The 22,590-nt window shown below is 61.8% G+C and carries 17 protein-coding genes; 11 read left to right on the forward strand and 6 right to left on the reverse strand.

Annotated elements, in window-relative coordinates; translation table 11 throughout:
* Positions 1 to 9 precede the first annotated feature (9 nt).
* From Q9451_RS17325 to Q9451_RS17350, 6 genes are all read right to left on the reverse strand, one after another.
* Entirely contained in the window at positions 10 to 960 is a 951-nt protein-coding gene (locus Q9451_RS17325) for a sugar kinase (RefSeq protein ID WP_012272206.1), read from the reverse strand.
* Positions 953 to 1,732: an AP endonuclease gene (locus Q9451_RS17330; protein WP_012272205.1), complete on the reverse strand. Its 780-nt coding sequence runs from the start codon at positions 1,730 to 1,732 to the stop codon at positions 953 to 955. The genes Q9451_RS17325 and Q9451_RS17330 overlap by 8 nt, the downstream gene beginning before the upstream one ends.
* A gap of 66 nt (positions 1,733 to 1,798) precedes the next feature.
* Positions 1,799 to 2,818: a transcriptional regulator PtxS gene (gene ptxS / locus Q9451_RS17335; protein ID WP_012272204.1), complete on the reverse strand. Its 1,020-nt coding sequence runs from the start codon at positions 2,816 to 2,818 to the stop codon at positions 1,799 to 1,801.
* A 220-nt stretch (positions 2,819 to 3,038) separates the two neighbouring features.
* A complete protein-coding gene (locus Q9451_RS17340) occupies positions 3,039 to 4,286 on the reverse strand; it encodes a cytochrome c (RefSeq protein ID WP_012272203.1) in 1,248 nt (415 codons plus the stop codon).
* 12 nt (positions 4,287 to 4,298) lie between these two features.
* Positions 4,299 to 6,083 (reverse strand): GMC family oxidoreductase, encoded by a 1,785-nt coding sequence (locus Q9451_RS17345; RefSeq protein WP_012272202.1) that lies wholly within the window; start codon positions 6,081 to 6,083, stop codon positions 4,299 to 4,301.
* Between the two features lie 3 nt (positions 6,084 to 6,086).
* Positions 6,087 to 6,833, reverse strand: coding sequence for a gluconate 2-dehydrogenase subunit 3 family protein (locus tag Q9451_RS17350; RefSeq protein ID WP_012272201.1), 747 nt, complete (start codon positions 6,831 to 6,833; stop codon positions 6,087 to 6,089).
* 273 nt (positions 6,834 to 7,106) lie between these two features.
* Between Q9451_RS17350 and Q9451_RS17355 the strand changes: the two genes are divergently transcribed.
* The 11 genes from Q9451_RS17355 to Q9451_RS17405 all read left to right on the forward strand — a co-directional run bounded on the left by Q9451_RS17355 (position 7,107) and on the right by Q9451_RS17405 (position 22,444).
* Positions 7,107 to 7,796, forward strand: a complete 690-nt coding sequence (locus tag Q9451_RS17355; protein WP_012272200.1) for a histidine phosphatase family protein — start codon at positions 7,107 to 7,109, stop codon at positions 7,794 to 7,796.
* A gap of 2 nt (positions 7,797 to 7,798) precedes the next feature.
* On the forward strand, positions 7,799 to 8,617 hold the full coding sequence (locus Q9451_RS17360) for a phosphatase PAP2 family protein (RefSeq protein ID WP_012272199.1): 819 nt from the start codon (positions 7,799 to 7,801) through the stop codon (positions 8,615 to 8,617).
* A 243-nt stretch (positions 8,618 to 8,860) separates the two neighbouring features.
* Positions 8,861 to 9,709 (forward strand): type IVB secretion system protein IcmH/DotU, encoded by an 849-nt coding sequence (icmH, locus tag Q9451_RS17365; RefSeq protein WP_012272198.1) that lies wholly within the window; start codon positions 8,861 to 8,863, stop codon positions 9,707 to 9,709.
* 13 nt (positions 9,710 to 9,722) lie between these two features.
* Entirely contained in the window at positions 9,723 to 11,903 is a 2,181-nt protein-coding gene (gene tssI, locus Q9451_RS17370; RefSeq protein WP_345960691.1) for a type VI secretion system tip protein TssI/VgrG, read from the forward strand.
* Positions 11,903 to 12,781, forward strand: coding sequence for a DUF4123 domain-containing protein (locus tag Q9451_RS17375; protein WP_012272196.1), 879 nt, complete (start codon positions 11,903 to 11,905; stop codon positions 12,779 to 12,781). Before tssI ends, Q9451_RS17375 begins: the two co-directional genes overlap by 1 nt.
* An 11-nt stretch (positions 12,782 to 12,792) precedes the next feature.
* Positions 12,793 to 15,474 carry a T6SS effector BTH_I2691 family protein gene (locus Q9451_RS17380; protein ID WP_012272195.1) on the forward strand — a complete coding sequence of 894 codons (2,682 nt, stop codon included), beginning with the start codon at positions 12,793 to 12,795 and terminating at the stop codon, positions 15,472 to 15,474.
* Positions 15,474 to 16,601 carry a DUF6708 domain-containing protein gene (locus tag Q9451_RS17385; protein WP_012272194.1) on the forward strand — a complete coding sequence of 376 codons (1,128 nt, stop codon included), beginning with the start codon at positions 15,474 to 15,476 and terminating at the stop codon, positions 16,599 to 16,601. Before Q9451_RS17380 ends, Q9451_RS17385 begins: the two co-directional genes overlap by 1 nt.
* Positions 16,602 to 16,899: 298 nt before the next feature.
* Positions 16,900 to 18,228, forward strand: coding sequence for a hypothetical protein (locus Q9451_RS17390; RefSeq protein ID WP_012272193.1), 1,329 nt, complete (start codon positions 16,900 to 16,902; stop codon positions 18,226 to 18,228).
* A 32-nt stretch (positions 18,229 to 18,260) separates the two neighbouring features.
* On the forward strand, positions 18,261 to 20,492 hold the full coding sequence (locus Q9451_RS17395) for an Ig-like domain-containing protein (RefSeq protein ID WP_012272192.1): 2,232 nt from the start codon (positions 18,261 to 18,263) through the stop codon (positions 20,490 to 20,492).
* Between the two features lie 16 nt (positions 20,493 to 20,508).
* On the forward strand, positions 20,509 to 20,982 hold the full coding sequence (locus Q9451_RS17400) for a curlin (RefSeq protein WP_012272191.1): 474 nt from the start codon (positions 20,509 to 20,511) through the stop codon (positions 20,980 to 20,982).
* Between the two features lie 16 nt (positions 20,983 to 20,998).
* Positions 20,999 to 22,444, forward strand: a complete 1,446-nt coding sequence (locus Q9451_RS17405) for a curlin (protein WP_012272190.1) — start codon at positions 20,999 to 21,001, stop codon at positions 22,442 to 22,444.
* The last annotated feature ends 146 nt before the right edge of the window (positions 22,445 to 22,590 follow it).

Consider the following 22,590-nt stretch of genomic DNA (forward strand, 5'->3'; position numbering starts at 1 on the left):
TTGGTTGGGTCAAGCGCTTCTGCGCAGGTTGTGGGCCTCCAGCTCGTGGCGCAGCGGCAGGCCTTCCATGTCGCCCCGCGATTGCACGGCACGGCTGCCGCACCAGTTACCACGCGCCACGGCCTCAACCACTGCACGGCCCTCCAGCAGCGCACTGAGCACGCCGACGGCAAAGGCATCGCCGGCACCAACGGTATCCACCACATGGCTGACCGGCACCGCCGCCACCTGCCCTTCGCCCTTGGCGCTGCGAAAGTAGGCGCCGGCCTCGCCCAGTTTGATGACGACCAGCTCAACCCCTTGGTCAAGGTAGAACGCGGCGATGTCCGCCGGTGTTTGCTGGCCAGTCAGCAACCGCCCCTCCTCCAGGCCCGGTAGAACCCAGTCGGCCTTGGTCGCCAGGGCATTGATTTCGCGCACCATGCTGCTTTGATCAGGCCACAGCGAGGGGCGCAGGTTGGGGTCGAACGAAATACTGCGCCCCGCTGCGCGCATGGCGTCCAGCAGCGCGTGGGACAGCGCCCGGCAACTGTCCGACAGCGCCGGCGGAATGCCGGTGGCGTGCAGATGGCGTGCTTGCAGCACGTCTGAATGAATCAGCGCTGGCGACAGCCGACGGGCTGCCGAGCCACGGCGGAAGTACTCCACCGACGGGTCGCTGCCATCATCGCAGCGGGCCTTGAGCTGAAAACCGGTGGGGTAGCTGGCGTCCACCTCCACGCCAGAACAGTCCAGGCCTTCGCGGCGCAAGCTGTCGAGCACGAAACGGCCCAGCGAATCGTCACCTACCCGGCTCAGCCAGCGCACGTTGAAACCCAGCCGCGCCAGGCCGATGGCCACGTTGCTGTCCGCACCGGCGATGCGTTTGCCAAACTGCTCGACACTGGCCAGGTCGCCGGTTTGCTCGGCAACGAACATGGCCATGGTCTCGCCGAAACACAGCACGTCATGCTCATGCATGGGCCACCTCCTGCTCCGCGCCCAGCGCAGACAGGCTACGCACCTGGGCGCGGGTCAGCGCCAGCAGGTCTTCGCCAACCAAGGGGTACTCGACGGCGCGTACCACGCCAGGCGCGAACTCGGCCAGCAGCGTTGCCCACTCGTGTAGGTCCGCCGCCTGGGGCGGTATGGCAACCAGGCGGCCATCGGCCCGGCGCTGCACAGCCTTGCAGTGCACGTACTGCACCCAACGGCCAAGTTGCCGTGCGGCTTGCCCCGCAGCCTCACCCTGCCACTGCCAGTTACCGATATCGAACGTCATCCCCAGGCGCAGCCGTAACTGCTCGGCATTCTGGAAAAACTCCACCAGGGGTTCGATCCTGCCTCCTTGGGTGGTCTGATCGTTTTCAACCAGCAGCAGCGGCCCATGTGCCGGCAGCAGTGCCGCCAGCACCGCCATATCGCAGCGCTCATTGAAATGGCCCAGTGAAACCTTCAGCGCCACCGCGCCAACCGCTCGGGCGATTTCGAGCTTGTGGACCAGGAGTGGATCGGGCATGCCTTGCGTGGTCCACAGTTCAAGGGGTGTCGAATACAGGCACTCCAGGTGCAATGCGGCAATGACCGCACCCAGGGCGGATGCGTCAGGTGCACTGGCGAACAGTTCTTCGCGCAATTCCACTCGGCTAACGCCAGCGGCTGCCAGCAAGTCCAGGAACTGCTCTTGGCCACGTTGCCGCACAAAGTCGGCACCGTAGCTGGAAAGGCTGATGGAAACGGGGTTCGGGTGCATTGTTTTTATCCTTATGAAACCGGTTTCATTTTTGATCGGCAGCGGCGGACACAGGCCTGCCGTTGCTTACTGGAGTTGGGTTGAGCCGCGGACGATCAGGTCGGCCTTGAAGTCGATGCGCCGCGCTGCCCCGCTGTCGCCGCGAAGGCGGCCGAGCAGGCTTTCGAAAGCCGCCTCACCGATGCGTTCGGTAGGCTGGGCCAGTGCAGTGATGCCTTTGCCAACCAAGGGGTACCAGTCCAGGTCGTCGAGGGCGATCAACCCGACGTCGGCAAACAAGTTGCACCCGGCCTCTTGCAAGGCCCGGGTTACCGCCAAGGTCGCTACGCCGTTGAAGGTGAAGATGGCTTGTGGGCCATGGCTATGGCGGGCGAGAAACGAAGCCAGCTGGCCCTGCAGCCCCGTGCTGGTTTCCAGTACTTGCTGACGCATGCCGGGCCGGCGGCTAACCGACGCGCCGAACGCCTGCACCCGCTCCAGGCGTGAGCTGGTGCCATCGAGGGGTTCACTGACTGCCAGGATATCGCGGTAGCCTTGGGCCTGCAGGTGGTCGAGGGCCTGCTCGACCGCGTCGGCATTGTCCAGGCCGACCAGGTCCACGTTCAGTTCGGGCAACTGGCGGTCGACCAACACCATGGGGATGTCACGCTGCAGGTTGAGCAGTTCACCGGGGTGATGACCCAGGGTGTTCACGATCAACCCTTCGACGTTGTAGCTCTGCAGGGCCTCCAAGTGGTGACGTTCCTGCTCGTCGTCACGGTTGGTGTTGCACACCACCAGGCTGTAACCGTGCTGACGGCAGGCGGTTTCCACGCCATGCATCACGGCCACTGAATAGGGGTTGAGAATATCGGCCACCAGCATGCCGATCAGTCGCGTCTGGCCGCGCTTGAGGCCGCGGGCCATCTGGTTGGGGCGGTAGCCGAGGCGCTCGATGACCTCTTCCAGGCGCTTGGCGGTAGCGTCGGCCAGCAATTGACGATCGCCACCGATGTAACGGGAGACGGTGGCTTTGGAAACGCCAGCGATACGCGCTACTTCGCTGATGGTGACCCGTTCGCGGGCATGGGCAGGCGCGTCGGTCATGGGTTGTCCTTGTGATTATTGTGATTGCAATGAAACCGGTTTCAATACAGCAAATCTGTGGCAATTCGTCAACATACCGTTAGTCAGTAATGTTCAAACCGATATGATGTTCGAGATTATATAAGCTACTTAAAATACTGATATAACAGTAATTTTAAGAAACAGAATAAGGGAGCGGGTTAACCCCGCTCCCCCAATGCATCAGGATGCACGTAAGAGGTCAGCGAAGCGATTTCACATCACTGGCCGTAACGGCGCCGCCCTGGTTACCCCAGCTGCTGCGAATGAAATTCACCACCTCGGCAACCTCCTGGTCACTCAGGCGCCAGCCGAACGCTGGCATGGTGAAGGTCGACGGCGCGGTATGCGTTGCCGGTACCGTGCCCCCCGCCAACACCACATGGATCAACGATGTGGCATCCGTGGTTTGCACCACAGGGTTACCGGCCAGCGCTGGGAACACTCGGGTGTAGCCCCGGCCATCGGTGCGGTGGCAGGCCGCGCAATTGTCGATGTACACCGCCGCCCCAGGCTTGCTGTCATCACCGTTCCACAGCGCCTGCGCCACCTGCTTGTCGTAGACGTGCGGCTGGTCGTCGGGGTTGCTCGGCGGCAAGGTCTTCAGGTAGCGGGCGATCGCGGTCAGGTCGGCATCCGTCATGTGCTGCATGCTGTGCTCGACCACGTCGCTCATGCCGCCGAACACGGCGCTGCGATCGCTGCGCCCAGTCTTGAGGAACTGCACCAGCTGCGCCTCGCTCCAGCTGCCCAGCCCGTCCTGGTGATCGCCACGCAGGTTCTTGGCAATCCAGCCGTCCAGCGGAGCGCTGCCGGCCAGAAACTGCTCGCCATCCGCAGGGCTCAGCGCTTTTTCCTGCATGGTCAGCGCTCGTGGCGTATGGCAGGCGCCACAATGCCCAAGCCCTTCGACCAGGTACGCACCACGGTTGACCACCGGGTCGGCTGCCGCCGAGGCCTGCCAAGGCTTGGCCTCTGGTGCGAACAGGCCACGCCAGATTGCCAGCGGCCAACGCATGCTCAGTGGCCAGGGAATGTCGGTGGCCTTGTTCGGCTGCTCGACCGGCTCCACGCCCTTCATGAAGTAGGCGTACAGCGCCTGCATGTCCTGCTCGCTGACCCGTGCATATGACGGATACGGCATGGCCGGGTACAGGGTGCTGCCGTCCTTGCCGATACCCTTGCGCACCGCCTGGTCGAAGTCCTCGAAGCTGTACTGGCCAATGCCGCTGGCTGCCGGGGTGATGTTGGTGGAATACACCTTGCCGATTGGCGTTTCCATCGGCAAGCCACCGGCAAAAGGCTTGCCGCCCTTGGCGGTGTGGCAGGCCACACAGTCACCGGCGCGGGCCAGGTATGCACCTTGGCGCACCTGCGCATCGTCATGGGTGGCCGCCTGCGCAGCCGTACCGGCACCCAGCAGCAGGGTTGCGATCAACATTGTCTTCATGCTCATCGCTCCTCAGGCCTGAACCAGCGGGCCGGGGTTTTTCAGGTACTGCTCGCGGATGGCGCGGGCTGACCAATAGGTCAGCGCGGCCACCAGCCCGGTCGGGTTGTACCCCAACCCCTGCGGGAACGCCGAAGCGCCCGGGACGAACACGTTGTGCACGTCCCAGCTTTGCAGGTAGCGGTTCAGTGCACTGGTTTTCGGGTCGGTGCCCATGATCGCGCCGCCATTCAGGTGGGTGGTCTGGTAACTGGCGGTGTTGAAGTGATCCTTCACCTGCTTGCCCAGCACGGCAATGGCCTTGGGGTTCATCGCCTGGGCGATCTTGCTCAGCTTGCCGACCATGAACTGGTTCATCTTGATGTCGTTCTCCTGCCAGTCGAAGGTCATGCGCAACAGCGGCTGGCCGTAGGCGTCGCGGTACGTGGGGTCGAGGTCCAGGTAGTTGCCACGGTAGGACTGGTGAGCGCCGTGGGCGTCCATCGACACCTGGTGGGTGTAGTAGTCCGCTGTGGCTTTCTTCCAGGCACTGCCCCAGGCCGGCGTGCCCGGCGGGTTGGAGATGCCGGCAATCGGCCGGCTGCCGGCCTGGTTCACCCACATCGGCGAGCCGCCGACAAAGCCGTGCGGGCCATGGTCGAAGTTGTCGGCATTGAAGTCGTCAATGGCAATGCCATTGCCACCCGCGCCGATAAAGTTGTTGGTGTAGGTGCTCTTGTCGAAGAACGCCTTGACCGTCCCCATGTTCTGGTACGCGAAGTTACGCCCGACCACACCTTCGTTCTTCACCGGGTCGTAAGGCTTGCCAATGCCGGAAAGCAGCATCAGGCGAACGTTGTTGAACTGGAACGCCGCCAGGATCACCAGCTCCGCTGGCTGCTCTACCTCGCGCCCCTGGGCATCGATATAGGTCACACCGGTAGCCTTGCGCTTGCTATCGTCCAGGTTCACCCGCAGCACGTGGGCATTGGGCCGCAACTCGAAGTTGGGCACCTGGCGCAGCGCCGGCAGAATGTTCACGTTGGGCGAGGCCTTGGAGTACATGTAGCACACGTAGCCGCTGCAAAAACCACAGAAGTTGCACGGCCCCATTTGCGCACCGTAGGGGTTGGTGTAGGGGCCGGAGGTGTTTGCCGAGGGCAAGTTGTAGGGTTTATAGCCCAGGCCCGTGGCGGCCTTTTCGAACAACCTGGCCGATACAACGTTCTTCTGCGCAGGCAGTGGGAACGGGTTGGAACGGTCCGGTGCATAGGGGTTGCCACCCTTCCCTTCACCGACCACCTTGCCTTTGACGGTCCACGCCTGGCCTGAAGTGCCGAAAACCTTTTCGGCAAAGTCGAAATACGGCTCCAGTTCTTCGTAACTGACGCCGAAGTCCTGGATGGTCATGCCCTCGGGGATGAACGTGCGCCCGTAGCGCTCTTCGTAGTGGCTGCGCAGGCGCAACTCGACCGGGTCGACCCGAAAGTGCACGCCCGACCAGTGCAGGCCTGCGCCGCCAACGCCCTTACCTGGCAGGAAGGCACCGAGCTGGCGGTTGGGCAGCGCCACATCGTTCACGCTATGGCGGACAGTGACGGTTTCTTTCGATACATCGACGAACAGCTTCTTGCGCACGCTGTAGGTCAGCTCATCGATCACCTGCGGGTAGCTGCCTTCCGGGTAGGTGTCCTGCATAGGCCCACGCTCCAGGGCTACCACGTGCAGACCCGCTTCAGTCAGCTCCTTGGCCATGATCGCGCCGGCCCAGCCGAAGCCGACGATCACGGCATCCACTTTGTTCAACACAGTCGCCATGCTTCAAGCCCTCTTGCCGCGAATCGATACAGCCGGAAACGGGTAAGGCTCGTTGCGCTCGACCCAGTCCATGAAGTCGGCGCGGGCGCCGGGGAAACCGATCTGGGTCCAGCCGACCATGCCTTTGTTGCCACCATGGATCGGGTCGCAGAAGAACCCTTCACGGGTGTTTTGCACCAGCAAGCTGAAGAACACCTTGGCCGGAACGGTATCGAACACCAGCTCGCCTGCCTCGACCTTGCTGAGAATACGGTCTCGGGTAGCGCTATCTTGCGCAGCAAAAGGCTGCCCGCCGTTGGTTTTGCACCAGCCGTCCACGGCAGCGATGCCCAGGCGGTAGATCTGTTGTGGGCTGAGCTGTAGCTGATAGCCCAGCTCGGGCGCCGCGTCGGCGTTGAACGGGCCTTGCATGTACCACTGTGCACCCGTCGCATAGGGAGTGTTCATCTGCCGGTCGATGAATTCGGCGGCGCCGGCTTCGAGTGCGCCGGGGCCAAGTTCATCGGCCGGGATGATGCGCGACACGGCAGCTTGGACAAAAGCCCACTCTTCGGCGCTGAAGAACGTCGGCTGATAGTCGCCCGCGGGTGGCATGGCCGGCACGTTGGGTTGCTGATGCGCTTGCGGTGCCGCAAGCAGCTGGCTGGCGCCCACGCCCAGCCCTGTGCTGGCCACGGTAACGACAGGGATCAGGGTCAAGGTCTTGCGCAGAAAATCCCTGCGCGGGTTGTCTGGGGCATGCTCAGGCATTGGAAGTCCTCATTCGGCTGTGCGGCGGCCTTGGAAAGCGCCATCTGATTTCTTTAGGGGGTGATCTTGATAGGCCATCAAGAAGACAGCCGAATAATCTAGCGCGTTCAGAAATGTTTTGAAACCGGTTTCATACTTGACTTATCACAGCTCAAGCCACCCCCGTACGGCTGTCCGATAAGGCTTTTTTCACACCTGCCTCACTCTCTGCCGACATTCCACCGCCTACAGTGCCGACGCTCTCGTATGGAGCGAGCTGACTGGAGTGGCAATATGCTGCAAGGCGTTATCGACAAATCCCCCGCCTCACGGCTTGCGCAGGTATACCGACTGCCTTGGGGTGCGGCGCAATTGGCAGTCCTGTGCATGCTGTTCGTGCTGGGCGCGGCAGCAGCCTGGGCGCATGCCCACATGGCCATCCCAAACCTGGGCAACCCGCATCACCTGCAACGCAGCGGGCTCGAGGCCGCCTGGGCGAAAGGCTCGGTGATTGTGGTGCTGCGCCATGCTGAACGCTGCGACCGCTCCAGCGGTGCCTGCCTGGGTGACCCCAGCGGTATCACGGTCGCGGGCAGCCAGGTGGCGGCCAATGTAGGCCTCGGCCTGCAACACCTCGGCCTGAGCGCAGCCGATGTCTGGGCCAGCCCGGAGGTGCGCACCCGGCAGACCGCACACGCCATGTTCGGTAAAACCATTGCCACGCAAGACTGGCTTAATCAGTGTGACGGCGACTTTGCCGAAAACGCCCTGGCGCTCAAGCGAAACGGCCACAACCTCGTGCTGGTCAGCCACAGCGGCTGCATGGAGCGGCTGGAACAGGCGCTTGAAGTGCCCTCAAGCGCGATGTCCAACAGCTATGCCAGCGCCCTGTTCATTACCCAGGGCAGCGATGGCAAGGCGAAAATGCTGGGCCAGATAGCAGCCAGTGAATGGCGCAAACTCGTTGAAGCCAAGGAACTCTGAACATGCCCTCCCGCGCCACCTTCTACCGCAACAACCTGCTGCTGCCGCTGTTGCTGGCCGCCATCGTGTTCATGGCATTCGACCTCACGGAGCTCGATCGCTGGATTAGCAACCTGCTGCTCGACCCGGCCACTGGGCAGTTCCCGCTGCTGCACAACCAGTGGTTCGAGAAAGCCACGCACAAATGGCCGCGCATCCTGCCAGACTGGACGGGTGAGCTGGCCGTCATCGGCAGCCTGCTGTCGTTCATCTGGCCGCGCCTGGCCAACCGCCCTCAAGGGGGCCTGACCCGGGTGTTGGAAAAGGCCCGAATCGCCCCGGTGCTGCGTTTTACCACCCAACACCGCCGCGACTTGCTGTTTATTGTGGTGGCGTTTGCGCTGAGCACAACCGTGATTCATTACCTGAAAAGCCACACCAGCGTGTATTGCCCCGTGGAAACCACGCTGTATGGCGGCTCACACGCCCGGGTCGAATGGTTCGAAAACTTTTCCTTGTGGAGCAAGGCCGGCGATGGCCGTTGCTGGCCGGGTGGCCATGCTTCCAGCGGGTTTACCTTGTTGGCGCTGTATTTCGTTGCACTTCGTCACCGCTGGGCGCATGCACGCAAGTTGCTGGTGGCTATTTTGTTGATCGGGTTCGTGTACGGCACTACCCGGGTGCTGCAGGGTTGGCACTATATGTCCCATACCTTCTGGGCTGGGATCTTTGTCTGGCTGACAACCTGGGCAACGGCATTGTTTTTCTATGGACGCATCGCGTTGCAGGCGCCTGAACAAAACCAGGCCATAGGTGACGCCGCTGTGCTGCAGCCCTCGTAGCAGCGGCCCGATCGCCACAAAATACAAATGTGACTCATACAAGGCGGTGATACTTTGCCTGAAGATAATAATTTAAAAATAACTTGAAGCGAAACTTCCTACACGAGATTAGGAAGTTTCAATCTCCCATATAAATTGGTTCCTCGCTAACCTTCAGGCTTTCGCAAAAATGCTTGCACCCGATCGCATGGAAAGTGCGCGGTCCTTGCGCGATTTCGGCCTAGGTATAGACGAGGATTAAGGATGTCCAAAGACTCCGATGGCACTGCCAAGCCAGTGCCCACCAAAAAAAAGCCAATCCTGCTTGAGGATATAAACGGTACTCAGCCGCCTCTTGATGGTGCGGGTTCCGAGCACGCAACGGAGCTACCCGGCTACCCCGCCGACCCGGACTTCCAACTGCGCGGCGGCTTCAAAAACCTGATGCTCGACGCAGCAAGCCCGCTGTTCGGCCTGGTCATTCGCCTGCGCACGCTGGATGAGCTGCCCAACATCGCCTACGTGCACAAGACCGTGCAAAACCAGGTCAGCAACATCCGCGAAGAAATGCGGCAGCACGGCTATGCCACCGCGCATCTGGAGGTCTACTCCTACGCCTTGTGCCTGCACCTGGACGAAGCCGTGATGAGCCGCCCGTGGGGCAACAATTCGTGCTGGAGCCATGAACCGCTGCTGAGCATCTTCCACGACGAAACCCAGGGCGGCGAGAAGGTCTTCGTGCTGCTCGAACGGGTCATGCAGGCGCCCAAGGAATTCCAGGATGTGCTGGAGTTTCTGTATTACTGCTTCTGCCTGGGGCTCAGGGGCAAGCACGCCCTCGATCCGAAGTGCGATGAGATCATCAACGCCCTCATCAGTCGCATGCACAAGGTCATTCGCGAACTGCGTGGCCCCACGCCGGAAGAGGTGTGCGACCCCTACAGCAACGTCGTTCATTGTCCCTACCGCTCGCGACGCTGGGAGTGGCCCTGGTGGAGCCCGCTGCTGATCTCCGCCATCGCCATGGTCTGTGCTTACAGCTACTACCGCTACCGTCTCGACCGGCTCACCGCCGAAGTCGTGGAATCGCTCAACGTCATTTTGCAGCAGTAGCGGGGGGCACCACATGTCTAGCCAATCCGATTTGCGCTTCACCTTCCAGCCGCTGGTGGGCCGTAGCGAGTTCGAAGTGGTGTCGTTCGAGCTGGATGAAGCCATCAGCACACCATTCCAGTTGCAGCTGGAACTGATCAGTTTCGAAGACGCTGTCGACTTTGGCCAACTGCTCGACAAACCGGTGTTGTTCACCATTTGGCGTGGTGAGCGCCCGCTGCGCTATGTGCACGGCCTGGTCAGCACGTTTAGCCAAGGTGAAACGGGCTTCCATCGCACCCGCTACCACGCCTTGGTCGAGCCCGTGCTGGCCCGTGCGGGGTTGCGCTCGAACTGGCGCATCTTCCAGCAGAAAACCGTATCGCAAATCCTCGAAATCATGCTCAAGCGCCAGGGCGTGAATGCGTACCAGCTCAAGTGCATCGATCAGCACCAGGTGCGCGAATTCTGCGTGCAGGCCGGTGAAACCGACCTCGATTTCATTGCTCGCCTGGCCGCCGAAGAGGGCCTCGTCTACCGCTTCGAGCACACGCCGAAAGGCCACACGCTGATCATCACCGACCGGCTGCTGGCGCTGAGGCAGATCAGCCAGGGCGTCATCAAGGCCGACGACGAGGATGAAGGTTTCTTCGAACAGGCTGACATCGACCCCAACCAGGTGCTGTACCACGCCAACAGTGCTGGCGATCAGGCAATACCCTGCCTGCGCCACCTGCGCTACAGCGAGCAGGTACGTACCGCGCGCCAGGTTCAGCGCGACCACACCTTCACCCACCCGGCTTATCGCCTGGAGCTACGCGCCGAGGGCGGCGACCTGGCGCACCAGTCCACCGCCTACGAACGCTTCGACTACCCCGGCCGCTACAAGCGCGAGGCGGTCGGCGTGCCTTTCACCGCCACCCGCATCACGGCCCTGCGCCATGATGCCCGCATGGCCGAGGTGGAAGGCGACGATGTGCGCCTGCAACCGGGGCTGAGTTTCACCCTGATCGAGCACCCGCGCGAAGACCTGAACCTGCATTGGCGGGTCACCCGCGTGCACCACGAGGGCACCCAGTTCACCAGCCTGCAGGAAGAGGCAGCAGGTGCGCAGCTAGGCACCCGCTACAAGCAGGACGCCGTGCTGGTCCCCGGCAGAACCGAATGGCGCCCGGCCCCCTTGCCCAAACCGCGCATCGACGGCCCGCACATGGCCACGGTGGTGGGGCCGAAGGGCGAGGAAATCTACTGCGACCAATGGGGCCGGGTGAAGGTCAGCTTTCCTTGGGACCGGGAGAGCGAAAACAACGAGTTCAGCTCCTGCTGGGTACGCGTGTCGCAGGGCTGGGCCGGTGGTAGCTGGGGTTCGATGGCCATTCCGCGCATTGGCCAGGACGTGATCATCCAGTACGTCAATGGCGACCCGGACCAGCCGATGATCACCGGGCGCACCTACTGCGGCAACCAGCTGCCGCCCTATGACCTGCCCGAACACAAGACACGCATGACCATCAAAAGCCAGACCCATAAAGGGGATGGGTTCAACGAACTGCGTTTCGAAGACGAGTTAGGCAAAGAGGAAGTGTTCATTCATGCCCAGCGGGACCAGAACAATGTGGTCGGCAATGATGAGTCCACGCGAGTGGGCAACGACCGCACCGAACGCGTCGAACGAGATGAGACAATTTCGATTGGGCAGAATCGCCTCGAAGACGTTGCCCGGGACGAGTCCGTCAGCATTGGCCAGAACCGAACACACGAAATTGGCAACGACGACAGCCTGAGCATTGGTCGCACCCATACCATTATCACGGGCAAGGACCGAATCGAACACGTTGGGAATCAGCGACAGGACATCACCAAGGCCAACCACACGGTAGAAATCGGCGGCCACCTCGAACAGGTCGTGGGCGGTCACAACACCTTGCAAACCGGCGAAGCCATCCGGCACACCACCAAGGTCTATGACATCCAGGTCAGTGAAAGCCTGACCATCAGGAGCCCGGCGGGCCTGCTGCGAATCGATGGCGCCGGTATCACGCTGGACGGCCTGGCGCTGGCCTTCAAGGGGCCGGTCAACCAGCAGGCAACCGGGAGTCATCGCACCACTTCAACACCTGGCGTACCTGAGCCCGGCGAACCCATATGTCTCAGTTGCCTGCTGAAAGCGATCGCAGACGGCCACAACATGATTCGCATGGAAGGAGCAAGCTGATGCCCAGCCCATTTGTCAGAGCAATGGTCGAGGTGTTGCGGGTATCCGACCGATATCGCCTGAGCGCCATCGTAGAAATGGCCAATCTGACACCCGAGGTGCAGGAGCGACTGACCGGGCACTACGCGGACCGCTGTTGGCCATTGCTGCAGCAAGCACAGTTCAGCAACCTGCGCACGGCGGGCCCCTGGTTGTTTGGTTCGCGCCCCGGCTCGGATGTCTCGGCCCAGTATGATTTTCAATGGCAACTTGAACAAAGTGCATCGGGCGCAGTATGCGGCTGGATAGTCAGCGCCCTTCCCCCCGCCCGGCTGGCCCGGCATTTGAGCCACGCCAACATCGTTACCGGTGCTGACGGCCACTCGTACCTCCTGCGCTTTCACACGGCTGCAGTTTTGCAAGTGCTGGATACGCACCGTGAACTGCCTGGGGTAAGCGAATGGCTGGCGCCTATCCACCACTGGTGGTCGTCCGTCGCGCACCCTAGCAGGCGTTTGTGGCTGCAGATCTGCGGCGGTGACCAGCCTCAATCCACACACCTCCCGCCAATCACGTTGAACGAAGCGTGTTGGGCTGAACTGGCGGGCGACCCGCTGAGCTACCAGCTTGCCGAGTTGCTCAAGGACGAGCCGTCCTGCCTGGCCTTGGCTACTGCTTGCCACGGCACGCGGGTTGGCTTGATCCAGCACTATCTGGATCAGGCGCGCGAGCAAGGCCTGGACCGTGAGGACGACCTTATCAGCTATGTGCTCATGATGGCTCGCGGTGGCGAACAACTCAGCAACTCACCGGCCTGGCAGGCGGCGATTGCCGCCACCCGCGAGCAGCAGACATCCCTGATGGACAACGTGCAGCGACACCTGCAAACCAAGGACTGAGGCAAACAACCATGGACTCACTCAGCGAAACCCTCGAACTGTGCAGGCGCATCACCACCGGCTACCGCCCCGCCCTGCGCAACAGCCCGGTCGCCGGCTGCACCCGCCGCTTTGAACTTTTGCCCCTGCGCTACGCCGCCATTGGCGGCAACCCGGCACAGCGTGCCCGCCTGCCCAAGTTGCCCGGTTACCTCAGCCCCTTCCAGGACGTCGGCGAGTTGACCCACTCCAGCTACGCCATCCGCCCGCTGCGCGAAGGCTTTCTCTACCTGCTGATCAAGCGCCACAGCGCCCCGGCCTACGAGTGGCACAGCCAGTACCGCGTCGCACCCAATGGCTCGCTGCTGTACATCAGCGCCGACGCTCCCTGGGAGCCTGCCCCCCTCGCTGGCAACCTGGATGACATCATCCGCAGTTTCGGCTGGACCATCACCCTCTACGACCTCGACGATATCCAGGAGCTGCGCCCGCTGTTCAGCCCCTCTCCGCTCACCCCGCGCATGCTCGACAACTACCGCCTGCTCGACGATGAATACCGCAGCAGCCTGCCGGCCATCGACATCGCCCGTTTCATCCAGCCCTCCGAGGCCCCGCCACAGCCCCACGTGCTCAAGCACGATCAACTGGGCTGGGTTGCCGATTTCAAGGCCCAGAACGATGCCGACCTGCAGGCGTTGCTGGACCTGCAGCCGTTCAACAATGACCAAATCGTCTCGCCCCACGCCTCACGCCAGGCCCTGGCACCGCTGTTGAACCAGAGCAAACCCCGTGGCGCCGCCATCGTCATCGAAGACGCTATCGGCATCACCCAGGAGCTCAACGCCTGGCGCAACGCCGCTGTCGAGGATGTGAAGACCAAGTGGCTGCAACGCATCGTGGAACCCGGTGTGGACAACGAGCGCAGGCTGCTGGTGGCGCAATCGTTCCTGGAGATCGAAAAGCTCTACCCGCAGATGATGGCCGACCAGGCCGTCAAGCGCGAAGTCATGGCGGAAAACATACGCAACCAACCCTACGTACATGCTGAAATCTATGCATTTTCCGAACGCGCCAGACAGCAGGCCGATGCCCACGACGAACGCATGAAGCCTCACCTGGCGCAGTTCGAGCGCGACGTCCGTGCCAAGGTCCAAGCCCGTCAGGACGCTGGCGAGTTCAGCAAGAAGTTCGACCAGAAATACGGCCACCTGGTCGACCGCCAGGCCATGCACGATCAGCTCGACGGTTTCGAGCAAGCCATGCAACAAGCTCAGCAAGCTGCCGAAGACCGCGCCAAGGACCATGCCCGCTGGGTAATCAGCCAACGCTTGCTGCAAGCGCTGGACCGCTACGACAACGCCGACCTGATCAACGGCCTGGCCTTTGCCGAGCAGACCGGCCAGTGCGTGATCGGCATGGAGCTGAGTGAATGGGGCACGAAGGTGCTGGACCACTGGTGGCGCAGCGACGTGGCCGACCGGGGCAACCTGGCAATACGCGGCATCTCCTACAACCAGGACGACATCCGAGACGAACTTGCGGCGCTGCTGGAGGCGGCCAAGGCCGAGCCTCCTGCGCAGTCGTCGTTCGTGCTACGTGAGGCGCTCGCCCGCCAGGCGCACATCGCTGCAAATGCCTTCGGGCGTATCAACTCGCTGTACGAGGAGCTGCAGAAGCGAAACAACACGGCCAGCATCGGCCTGCATGCCTGGTACGTTGCACTGGGGCGACAAGTGCTGCGTACCGGCGCGCCCAACAGTGCAGACCGGGCACTGCACCATGGCCTGCGCCTAACGTTGTTTGCCTCGGTGCATGAGACGGCGGTTGATATTCGCCTGAGCGAAGCTGCGCGCAGCGGGCAACCCATTGACCCACAACGCAGCGGTGGCCAGATTGCACGCTACCTGGATCAGGCCTGGGCTGAGGGTTTGATGCAGGCCGATAGCAAGAAGAGTGACTTCTACAAGGTACGGGCCGCCGGCGTAGTGTGCCTGCTGGAAGGCATGCTGATGGCGTTCAAAGCCCGCGAATTGCCCGACAGTGACGCGCGGATAAAGACCGAACTCCTGGCGGCCGCGATGACCACGGCTGCGGCGGGCTTTGAAATTGGGGCCAGCTATGTGGATCAAGTGGTCACACGGTATGGCGCTAAAAGTGTGACTGGGAAAAAAGGTGCTGCGGCCACTTTAGGGCGATTGAAGCTCTGGGGAGCTGGATTGGCTAGTGTTGGAGGTTCGCTGCTCGCGTGGTGGGATTTCGCGGATTGGTTTGAACATTTCAACGACAGTCACGTTGGACATATCAAACAGACTCAAAAAAAATCCAGGCTTTTGGCCACGACGTACCTCGTAAGAGGAATGGCGACAATAACCCTATCGCTGGCCGAATTAGGAACGGCCATTGCTGTTGCAAAACCTTTCTTCGACTACCTTTCTCAAAATGCCAAAGCCAAGTTAGTAAGGATGCTATCCGCGTCCTTGGGATCACTCGCAAAAAAACTCGGAACGCAAGCCGCTCGGTTACTACTTGCCCGCCTAGTTCTCGGCGCTTTCTGGATTGGCTTGGTCCTGACAGTGATAATTTACATATTTGAAGACGATGCTTTGGAGAAGTGGTGCAAGCGCAGCAGCTTCCGTCTTGCAAAAAATTCAAAACCATTTGAAGAACAAGAAGAACTGAAGGCCCTACACTCAGCATTCAGCGAGGTATTGTAATGTATTTGATCGAATGGGGCTTTTGGAAAATGGCTACTGAGTCCGAGGCCGAGCGCAAAGCATATGAGTCAGAGTTGACACCAAATGAAAAGCGTATAGGTCAGGATTTTTATGAGGGTGATCTCGATGAGGAAGTGCACTTCCAATCCGTCAGTGAAAACCCACGCGCAAGAGGCCCTGTATTCGCTTTTAACGACATTTTCTTAGACATTCGCTGTGGTGGCTCAGAAGAAAAACGTGGTCTTATTACACTCGCAACGCTCGGCGCCATCGCCCCCGCCATTGCTGCCGCACTCATCACCACCACTGGATTTATATGGATGGATATTACTGACCCCGAGGGCCGCTCGGCAATCACATTTCTCACAACACTTATAATGCTTTCAGTCAGTTCAACCTTATTGTATCTTTATTCAAAGTACGGAATTCACCTAACACGACTAGAAATACTGACTAGCCGTCACCTGCTCGTACGCTTCAATCGAGAAACTCAACAAGTTCACCTCCATCGACCGAAATACTGTGGCGGTATCGTAACCTTCCCCTGGAAAACCACCGGAAGCACAGCCATCAGCCCAGAAGATGACGCACTCAGCCTTGGCATGCGACTCGGCCTGGTCTGGCACCCCAGCCGGACCGGCCTCCCCCACATGGAAATGGCCCTACTCGGCAAACAAGGCCAAGGCGGCAGCGAACTGCGTGACGAATGGGAATTCATCCGCCGCTACATGGAAGAAGGCCCACACGCCGTCCCCCGCCCCCGCCTAAGCACTCAACTCCCCTCACCCATCCAGGCCTTCAGCGCCCAGTTCGAAGGCCTTGGTCGCTTCTTCCGCAAAAGCAGCTGGCTGTTCAAAGTCATCCTGCTGATGATCTGGCCCGCCTTCGTCATCATCGGCACCGGGCATTGGCTCAGCCTGCTGCTGTGCTGGCGACCACGCTGGCCGAAGGTGATCCGCGAGGCTGGCATGCCTGGCAAACCCGTTCCACCGGTAACGACACTGAGCGACTACCCACCCGCAATCCAGCAGCGCCTGCTCGCCAACGCCGATCGCTGGCAGCTCAAACCCGGCAAGCGCCCTGAAAAAAAACCACGTAAACCGCGCAGATCCAAATCGAAAGAGTAAGTGTTATCCGTGGTCCGCTCCCACTCTTGCCCGTTCCCAACCCGTGCCGAGCGAAGTTGTTGTCATAGCGTTGCTGACAGCGGTTTGCTTCTAAAACTGGGTTGGGACTACCTGTCCCCAATCCCCAACCTTGGGGGAACGCGGCCCACCGCCAGCCGCTCGTAAAAACCCCTGCTGAAAACCTCCACCCCCTGCGCCACAAGGCCTGCAACGCAATATTCAACTGTTGGCACAGCTCTTGCCGATCTCCTCCCAGACGCCCCAAGTCCATGGGCCCGTTTGCAGGAGGAATTGACTCATGCACCGACCGATACCCCACCCGCTGGCAGTGGCGATTTTCGCCGGCATGCTCCAGCTTCCGGCGCAGGCTGCACTGAATGCTGTCGATCCAGGCGCCTACGTCCCCGCCAACGGCGGCTTCCCTGCCTGGTACCAGGACAGCCACGGTCGTACCCTCGACCTGTGTCTGACCAAAGCCGTCAGCTCTCGGGTCGCCGGCGCACCCGGCGCACCGTCGTACATGTGCACGTTGCTGCCCACGCCCGGTGTGTTCGACGATACCCAACCCATCGTCTTCCCCACCAACTTCCCTGACGAGGCATTCTGGTTCACTGCCGACGCCGCCATCGCCGACGCCGCCCGCGGCATCAACCTCAGCTACGGCACGGCAATCGAAGCGGCATTCGCCGCCGAAGAGCCGGTGGAGGGTGACCAGGTCAGCTTCGCCCGGGTGCGTATCCGGGTTGATGTCCCTACCGCCGGCACCTACGTGGTCACCCACCCCTACGGCGTTGAAGTGTTCGATGTCCCCGCCGCAGGGCGCCGTGCGATCAACATGACCCGCGACATCGGCATTGCCGGCGCAGGCGACTTCACCGGTGCGCTGAAAGGCGATGTCGGGCCGTTCCTGCGCAGTGTCAACGGCCCCTACACCGAAGGTAACGAACGCTTCATCGGCGACCCGAACCTGGAAGAACGGGTAACCGGCAGCCCGTTCAACACCAACTTCGTCCGCATCGAAGGCCCTGGCGGCATCGACCTGCGTACCGAACTTTTCGCAATCTCCGGCAAGCTCTCGACTGTCGCCCTGCCTACCCCGCTGATGCCACAGCGCAGCACCTACTCGCGGCATACCGAGAATGGCGACCTGCGTGCCCAGCAGGACATCTTCGTGATGGCCCCGCCGCCGCCTGCCAGCGTAACCCTGACCAGCCAGACCCCCAACCTGAGCCTCACCGAGGCCAACGGCACCGGCGCCTGGTACGCCCAATCGGCGCTGAACCCGGCGGCCGGCACCCTCCTCACACTCACCGCCGACAACAGCGTGGCGATTCCGACCAGCAGCCTGACCACCCACAACGTGCCGCTGACCGACCTGGTCACCATCACCCAAGCCCAGTACCGGCTGTCCACCGGCGAGCTGACCTTGGTGGCCAGCACCAGCGACGAAACCACCCCACCCGTGCTCACCGCCCATACCGGCAACGGTACGTTGATCGGCAACCTTGGCGGCAACGGCGCGGTGAAGACGTTGAGCATGACCGTCTCACCCATCCCGCCGGCCAAGGTGCAGGTCACCAGCGCCAATGGGGGTAGCGATACCGAAGACGTGGTGCTGGTGCCATGAACAGACAAAGGCTCAGCCTTCAAGGAGGCAGCATGAACACTTGGTCGCGCCGTGCGCTGTTCGCCGCCGGTTTTTCCCTCACCGTTACCAGCGCTGCCTTTGCCGCGTTGTCTGAAGTGGACCCAGGGCCCTACACCTTCGCCACCGGTGGCTACCCGATGTGGTACAAGGACGGCCTGAACCAGTCCCTGGAGCTGTGCCAGTCACGTGCCACCAGTACCCGCGTACCTGGCACCCCGGCCGCACCGTCCTACATGTGCACCCTGCTGCCGGAACCCGGCATCTACGACGATGCGCTGCCGCTGGTGTTCCCGGACAACTGGCCGCCTGAGATGTTCTGGTTCCTGGCCGAGGCCACCATCCCTGCCGTGGGTAACAGCGGCTATGAACTGGATGCCTATGTCGCAGGCCTGGAAGCGGCCTTTGCCGCCGAAAACCCGGTGGACGGCGACCAGCAGAGCTTCGCCCGCATCCGTATTCGTGTATCGGTACCCCGCGCAGGTGTGTACACCATTACGCACCCTTACGGTGTCGAAACCGTCAACGTCACCTCGCCCGGTCGGCGAGCGATCAACATTACCCGCGACATCGGTATCGGTGCGCCGGGGAACTTCACCGGGGCGCTCAACGGCGCACTCGGGCCATGGCTGCGAGGGGTTGGCGGGCCTTACACCGAAGTCAACCCGGACACCGGCGCCACCGAAACCTTCATTGGTGACCCGAACCGCCCAGAAGCCGTGGTGGGCAGCCCGTTCAATACCAACTTCATCCGCATCGACGGCCCGCCCGGTCGCATCGAGACTGCGTTGTTCACTGTCTCGGGCAAGGTGCTGGACCAACGCGCGCAAACCCCGGTCACCCTGGAGCGCGCCACCTACTCGCGCAACGGCAGCGGCACCCGCGTGGAAGTGTTCGCCAAGGCCCCGAAAGAGGCCAGCCTGTGCATGCGCAATGGCCTGGCGCTTATCGGCACGCCGCCTTCGCCCTGCCAGTTCAACCTGACGGCGGACAACAATGGCCTGTTCTTCAGCCAGCAGCTCAGCCAGGCCGTGCCGCCGGCGGTAGTGGTGGTCACCGCCAGCAACAGTGCCGCCGGCACCCAGCCGACCGCGCTGTCAAGCAAGCTCACCGACGTGGTCAAGGTCAGCACCGCGCGCTATGACTGGGCCAACAAGCGCCTGCTGATCGAGGCCAGGTCGAGTGACGAGGTCACCATCCCCGACATGCTCGCCCAAGGCTATGGCCGCCTGTCCAAATCGGGCACGCTGCAAAGCCTCACGGTCAACGATGTGGCGCAACCGCCAGCCACCGTTACGGTCAAGTCTGCCCATGGGGGTAGCGACGTGGAGCCGGTGATCGTGGTCGGCAACGCACCGGTCGAGGCGGCCAACCAGCCACCGCTAGCCCAGGCCGACGTTGGCAGCACCAGTGTCGGTGTGCCGATTACCCTGAACCTGCTGCAAAACGACAGCGACCCGGACGGCAACGTTCCGCTGACCATCAGCGACCTGACCCAGCCTGGAACCGGCCTTGGCGGCGTGGTGCTCAACGGCACCACCTCGGTTACCTACACCCCGCCAGCCGGGGCCACGCAACCGCTGGTGGCCACCTTCAGTTACCGGGCGGTGGACGCCAAGGGGCTGAAGTCGGAACCGGCCACGGTCACCATCAACGTCGCGCCTAACCAGGCACCGACTGCCAACCCGGAAACCGTTGCCACCCTGGGCGTGCCATTGACCATCAACGTGCTGGCCAACGACACCGATCCAGAAGGCAACGTACCGCTGGCCGTTGCTGGCGTCACCCAACCGGCTGCCGGCCGAGGCACAGTCAGCACCGACGGCACCACGGTCACCTACACCCCACCGGCCACGGTGACCACGGCCTTCACCACCACCTTCACCTACCAGGCCCGTGACTCGCTGGGGGCGCTGTCTACCCCAGGCACGGTCACCGTCAACGTATCGCCACGGCCTGCCGCCGAAACCTTCGCGGTCACGGCAGCCACCGTCACGGCGCGCTCCAACAACCGGTACAACTGGGATATCAGCGGTACCTCGTCGGTGACCACGGGCAACGTTGTCACCGTCCGGGTCACCACCACCACCGGCGTACAGACGCTGGGTACCGCCACGGTGCCGGTGAACGGCCGCTGGCGTCTGGCAGTGAGCAACAGCACCACGATCATCCCGACCGCCGCGCCGACGGCAACCATCACCACCAGCCCGGGTACCACCCGCACCGTCAACGTGGTTGTGCAGTAAAGGCGGGGGAAACGCCATGAAACGCCTGTATCCACTGCTGTTCAGCCTGGCCCTGGCGGGCCAGGCCAGCTGGGCCGATGACCTGATGGACAATGCCGACCTTGCGCCCGGCAACGACCTAGGTGACCCGGTGATCATCCGCCTGCTACCGGTCGGTGCCGGTCAGGCTGCGGTGATCGAACAGCAAGGGTCGGGCAACCGCGCCGCCCTCGACCAGAACGGTCAGGCCCTGTTGGGCCGCATCGTGCAGGCCGGTGGTGCGCAAGAAGCGTACATCCTGCAAGAAGGTAATGACCTGATGGCCAGCATCAGCCAACAGGGAAATGGCAACAGCGCGTCGATCCGCCAAAGCGGCAGCAGCAACAGCGCTGCCATCGAGCAGATCGGCAACGACAACAGCGCCAGCATCGTGCAGTCCGGCTCGGGCCTCAACAGCTCCGTGACCCAGGCCGGCAATGGCCAGCATGTTCAGATCACCCAATACCGATAGACCTGGAGGCACCACCATGTACAAGCTCGCTCCGTTAAGTGCCGCTATCGTCCTGGCCCTCGCAGGTCAGGCCATGGCTGCTGACAGCACCTCGTCCCAGACTCAGGACGGCAAGGAAAACATCGCCGAAGTCACCCAGACCCAGGCTTCCTTTGCCTCGGCCACCCAGAACCAGACCGGCAAGGGCCACAACCACCTGGCGGTGCAGACCGAAAGCACCAGCGATATCCAGCAGAGCGCCACTGGCCAGTACAATGCCGGCTACGCCGAGCAGTTGTTTGAAAATGGCAGCCAGATCAAACAGCAGGCTTCAGGCAGCTACAACGACGCCTTCGCCAGCCAGTCGGTTGGGCTGAACAACGAGTCGCTGCAAACCCAGCAAGGCGTCGGCAACAAATCCACGGTGTGGCAGGACAGCCAGGAAGGCAGCAAAGCTACCACCTGGCAATCTGGCCAGCGCAACGAGGCCTTCATCGAGCAAACCTTCGGTGGCCTCAACAACCGCAGCACCGTCAACCAGACCGGCCAGGACAACTACGCCGCCGCCGAGCACCTGAACCATGTCGATGGCGACATTCAGGTCTACCAGGATGGCCACGACAACTGGGCCTATGGCGACCAGCGTGAAGGCACCGGTGGCACCATCGGCATTGGCCAGTACGGTGGCGGCAACTCGGTGGAGGTGTGGCAGGACAACCAGATCGGTAGCCAGGCCTCCGTGACCCAGACCGGCCAGGCGAACGAAGGCTATATCGACCAGAGCTTCGGTACCGGCAACAAGGTCAGCCTGTCGCAGCAAGGCAATGCCAACGCCAGCTGGTCGGATCAGTTCGAGACCAACAACGCGACCGCCACCATCACCCAGACCGGCAACAACAACCTGCACTTCACCTACCAAAATGGTGAAAACCTCAACCTGACCATCAACACCAAAGGCAATGGCAACAGCATCACCGCCAGCAACTGGAAAGGCGCCAAGATGGGCGGCCAGTTCGGCACCAACCAGAACGCCACCATCAACCAGACGGGCAATGGCAACGGCGTCAACCTGACCCAGAAGGGCGCTGACCAAATGGCCACGCTGACCCAGACGGGTAAAGGCAACCAGATGCAGACCAAGCAGGATGACGTCAACAACGAGCTGTACTTCGAGCAGAACGGCACCGACAACATCCTGATCGCCGACCAACGCGGTACCGACAACTATGCCTACGGCAACAGCCAGGGCACCGGCAACTCCATCACCCTCGACCAGTCCGGCTACGCCAACCAAAGCTACACCAACCAGCTGTACGGTAGCGGCAACGAAGCCACCATCAAACAGACTGACAGCATCAACGTCGCCTACGTGACCCAGGGAGGCCAGGGCAACAAGGCGTTCGTCGACCAGAGCGGTATCGCCCAAACCGCCACCATCACCCAGCTGGGCAGCGCGAACCTGGCCACTGTGACCCAGAAGTAAACCTCTCCCCCTTGAACCGCGGTGCTCCTCTCCCTGGTGCCGCGGTTCCTTTTTTGATACCCCAACCCTTGGCATACTTTCGCTCCGCCTGGGGAGCTATGCCGGCCTCTTCGCAGCACAAGGCCGGTCCTACAGCAATTGCATCC

Source organism: Pseudomonas sp. NY8896 (assembly GCF_039634505.1).

Excerpts from the sequence above, each read along its gene's own strand:
- icmH (WP_012272198.1), top strand. The coding sequence starts at position 8,861 with ATGTCCAAAGACTCCGATGGCACTGCCAAGCCAGTGCCCACCAAAAAA.
- Q9451_RS17360 (WP_012272199.1), top strand. The coding sequence starts at position 7,799 with ATGCCCTCCCGCGCCACCTTCTACCGCAACAACCTGCTGCTGCCGCTG.
- Q9451_RS17375 (WP_012272196.1), top strand. The coding sequence starts at position 11,903 with ATGCCCAGCCCATTTGTCAGAGCAATGGTCGAGGTGTTGCGGGTATCC.
- Q9451_RS17390 (WP_012272193.1), top strand. The coding sequence starts at position 16,900 with ATGCACCGACCGATACCCCACCCGCTGGCAGTGGCGATTTTCGCCGGC.
- Q9451_RS17380 (WP_012272195.1), top strand. The coding sequence starts at position 12,793 with ATGGACTCACTCAGCGAAACCCTCGAACTGTGCAGGCGCATCACCACC.
- Q9451_RS17340 (WP_012272203.1), bottom strand. The coding sequence starts at position 4,286 with ATGAAGACAATGTTGATCGCAACCCTGCTGCTGGGTGCCGGTACGGCT.
- tssI (WP_345960691.1), top strand. The coding sequence starts at position 9,723 with ATGTCTAGCCAATCCGATTTGCGCTTCACCTTCCAGCCGCTGGTGGGC.
- Q9451_RS17345 (WP_012272202.1), bottom strand. The coding sequence starts at position 6,083 with ATGGCGACTGTGTTGAACAAAGTGGATGCCGTGATCGTCGGCTTCGGC.
- Q9451_RS17355 (WP_012272200.1), top strand. The coding sequence starts at position 7,107 with ATGCTGCAAGGCGTTATCGACAAATCCCCCGCCTCACGGCTTGCGCAG.
- Q9451_RS17395 (WP_012272192.1), top strand. The coding sequence starts at position 18,261 with ATGAACACTTGGTCGCGCCGTGCGCTGTTCGCCGCCGGTTTTTCCCTC.
- Q9451_RS17330 (WP_012272205.1), bottom strand. The coding sequence starts at position 1,732 with ATGCACCCGAACCCCGTTTCCATCAGCCTTTCCAGCTACGGTGCCGAC.
- Q9451_RS17400 (WP_012272191.1), top strand. The coding sequence starts at position 20,509 with ATGAAACGCCTGTATCCACTGCTGTTCAGCCTGGCCCTGGCGGGCCAG.
- Q9451_RS17405 (WP_012272190.1), top strand. The coding sequence starts at position 20,999 with ATGTACAAGCTCGCTCCGTTAAGTGCCGCTATCGTCCTGGCCCTCGCA.
- Q9451_RS17325 (WP_012272206.1), bottom strand. The coding sequence starts at position 960 with ATGCATGAGCATGACGTGCTGTGTTTCGGCGAGACCATGGCCATGTTC.
- Q9451_RS17385 (WP_012272194.1), top strand. The coding sequence starts at position 15,474 with ATGTATTTGATCGAATGGGGCTTTTGGAAAATGGCTACTGAGTCCGAG.
- Q9451_RS17350 (WP_012272201.1), bottom strand. The coding sequence starts at position 6,833 with ATGCCTGAGCATGCCCCAGACAACCCGCGCAGGGATTTTCTGCGCAAG.
- ptxS (WP_012272204.1), bottom strand. The coding sequence starts at position 2,818 with ATGACCGACGCGCCTGCCCATGCCCGCGAACGGGTCACCATCAGCGAA.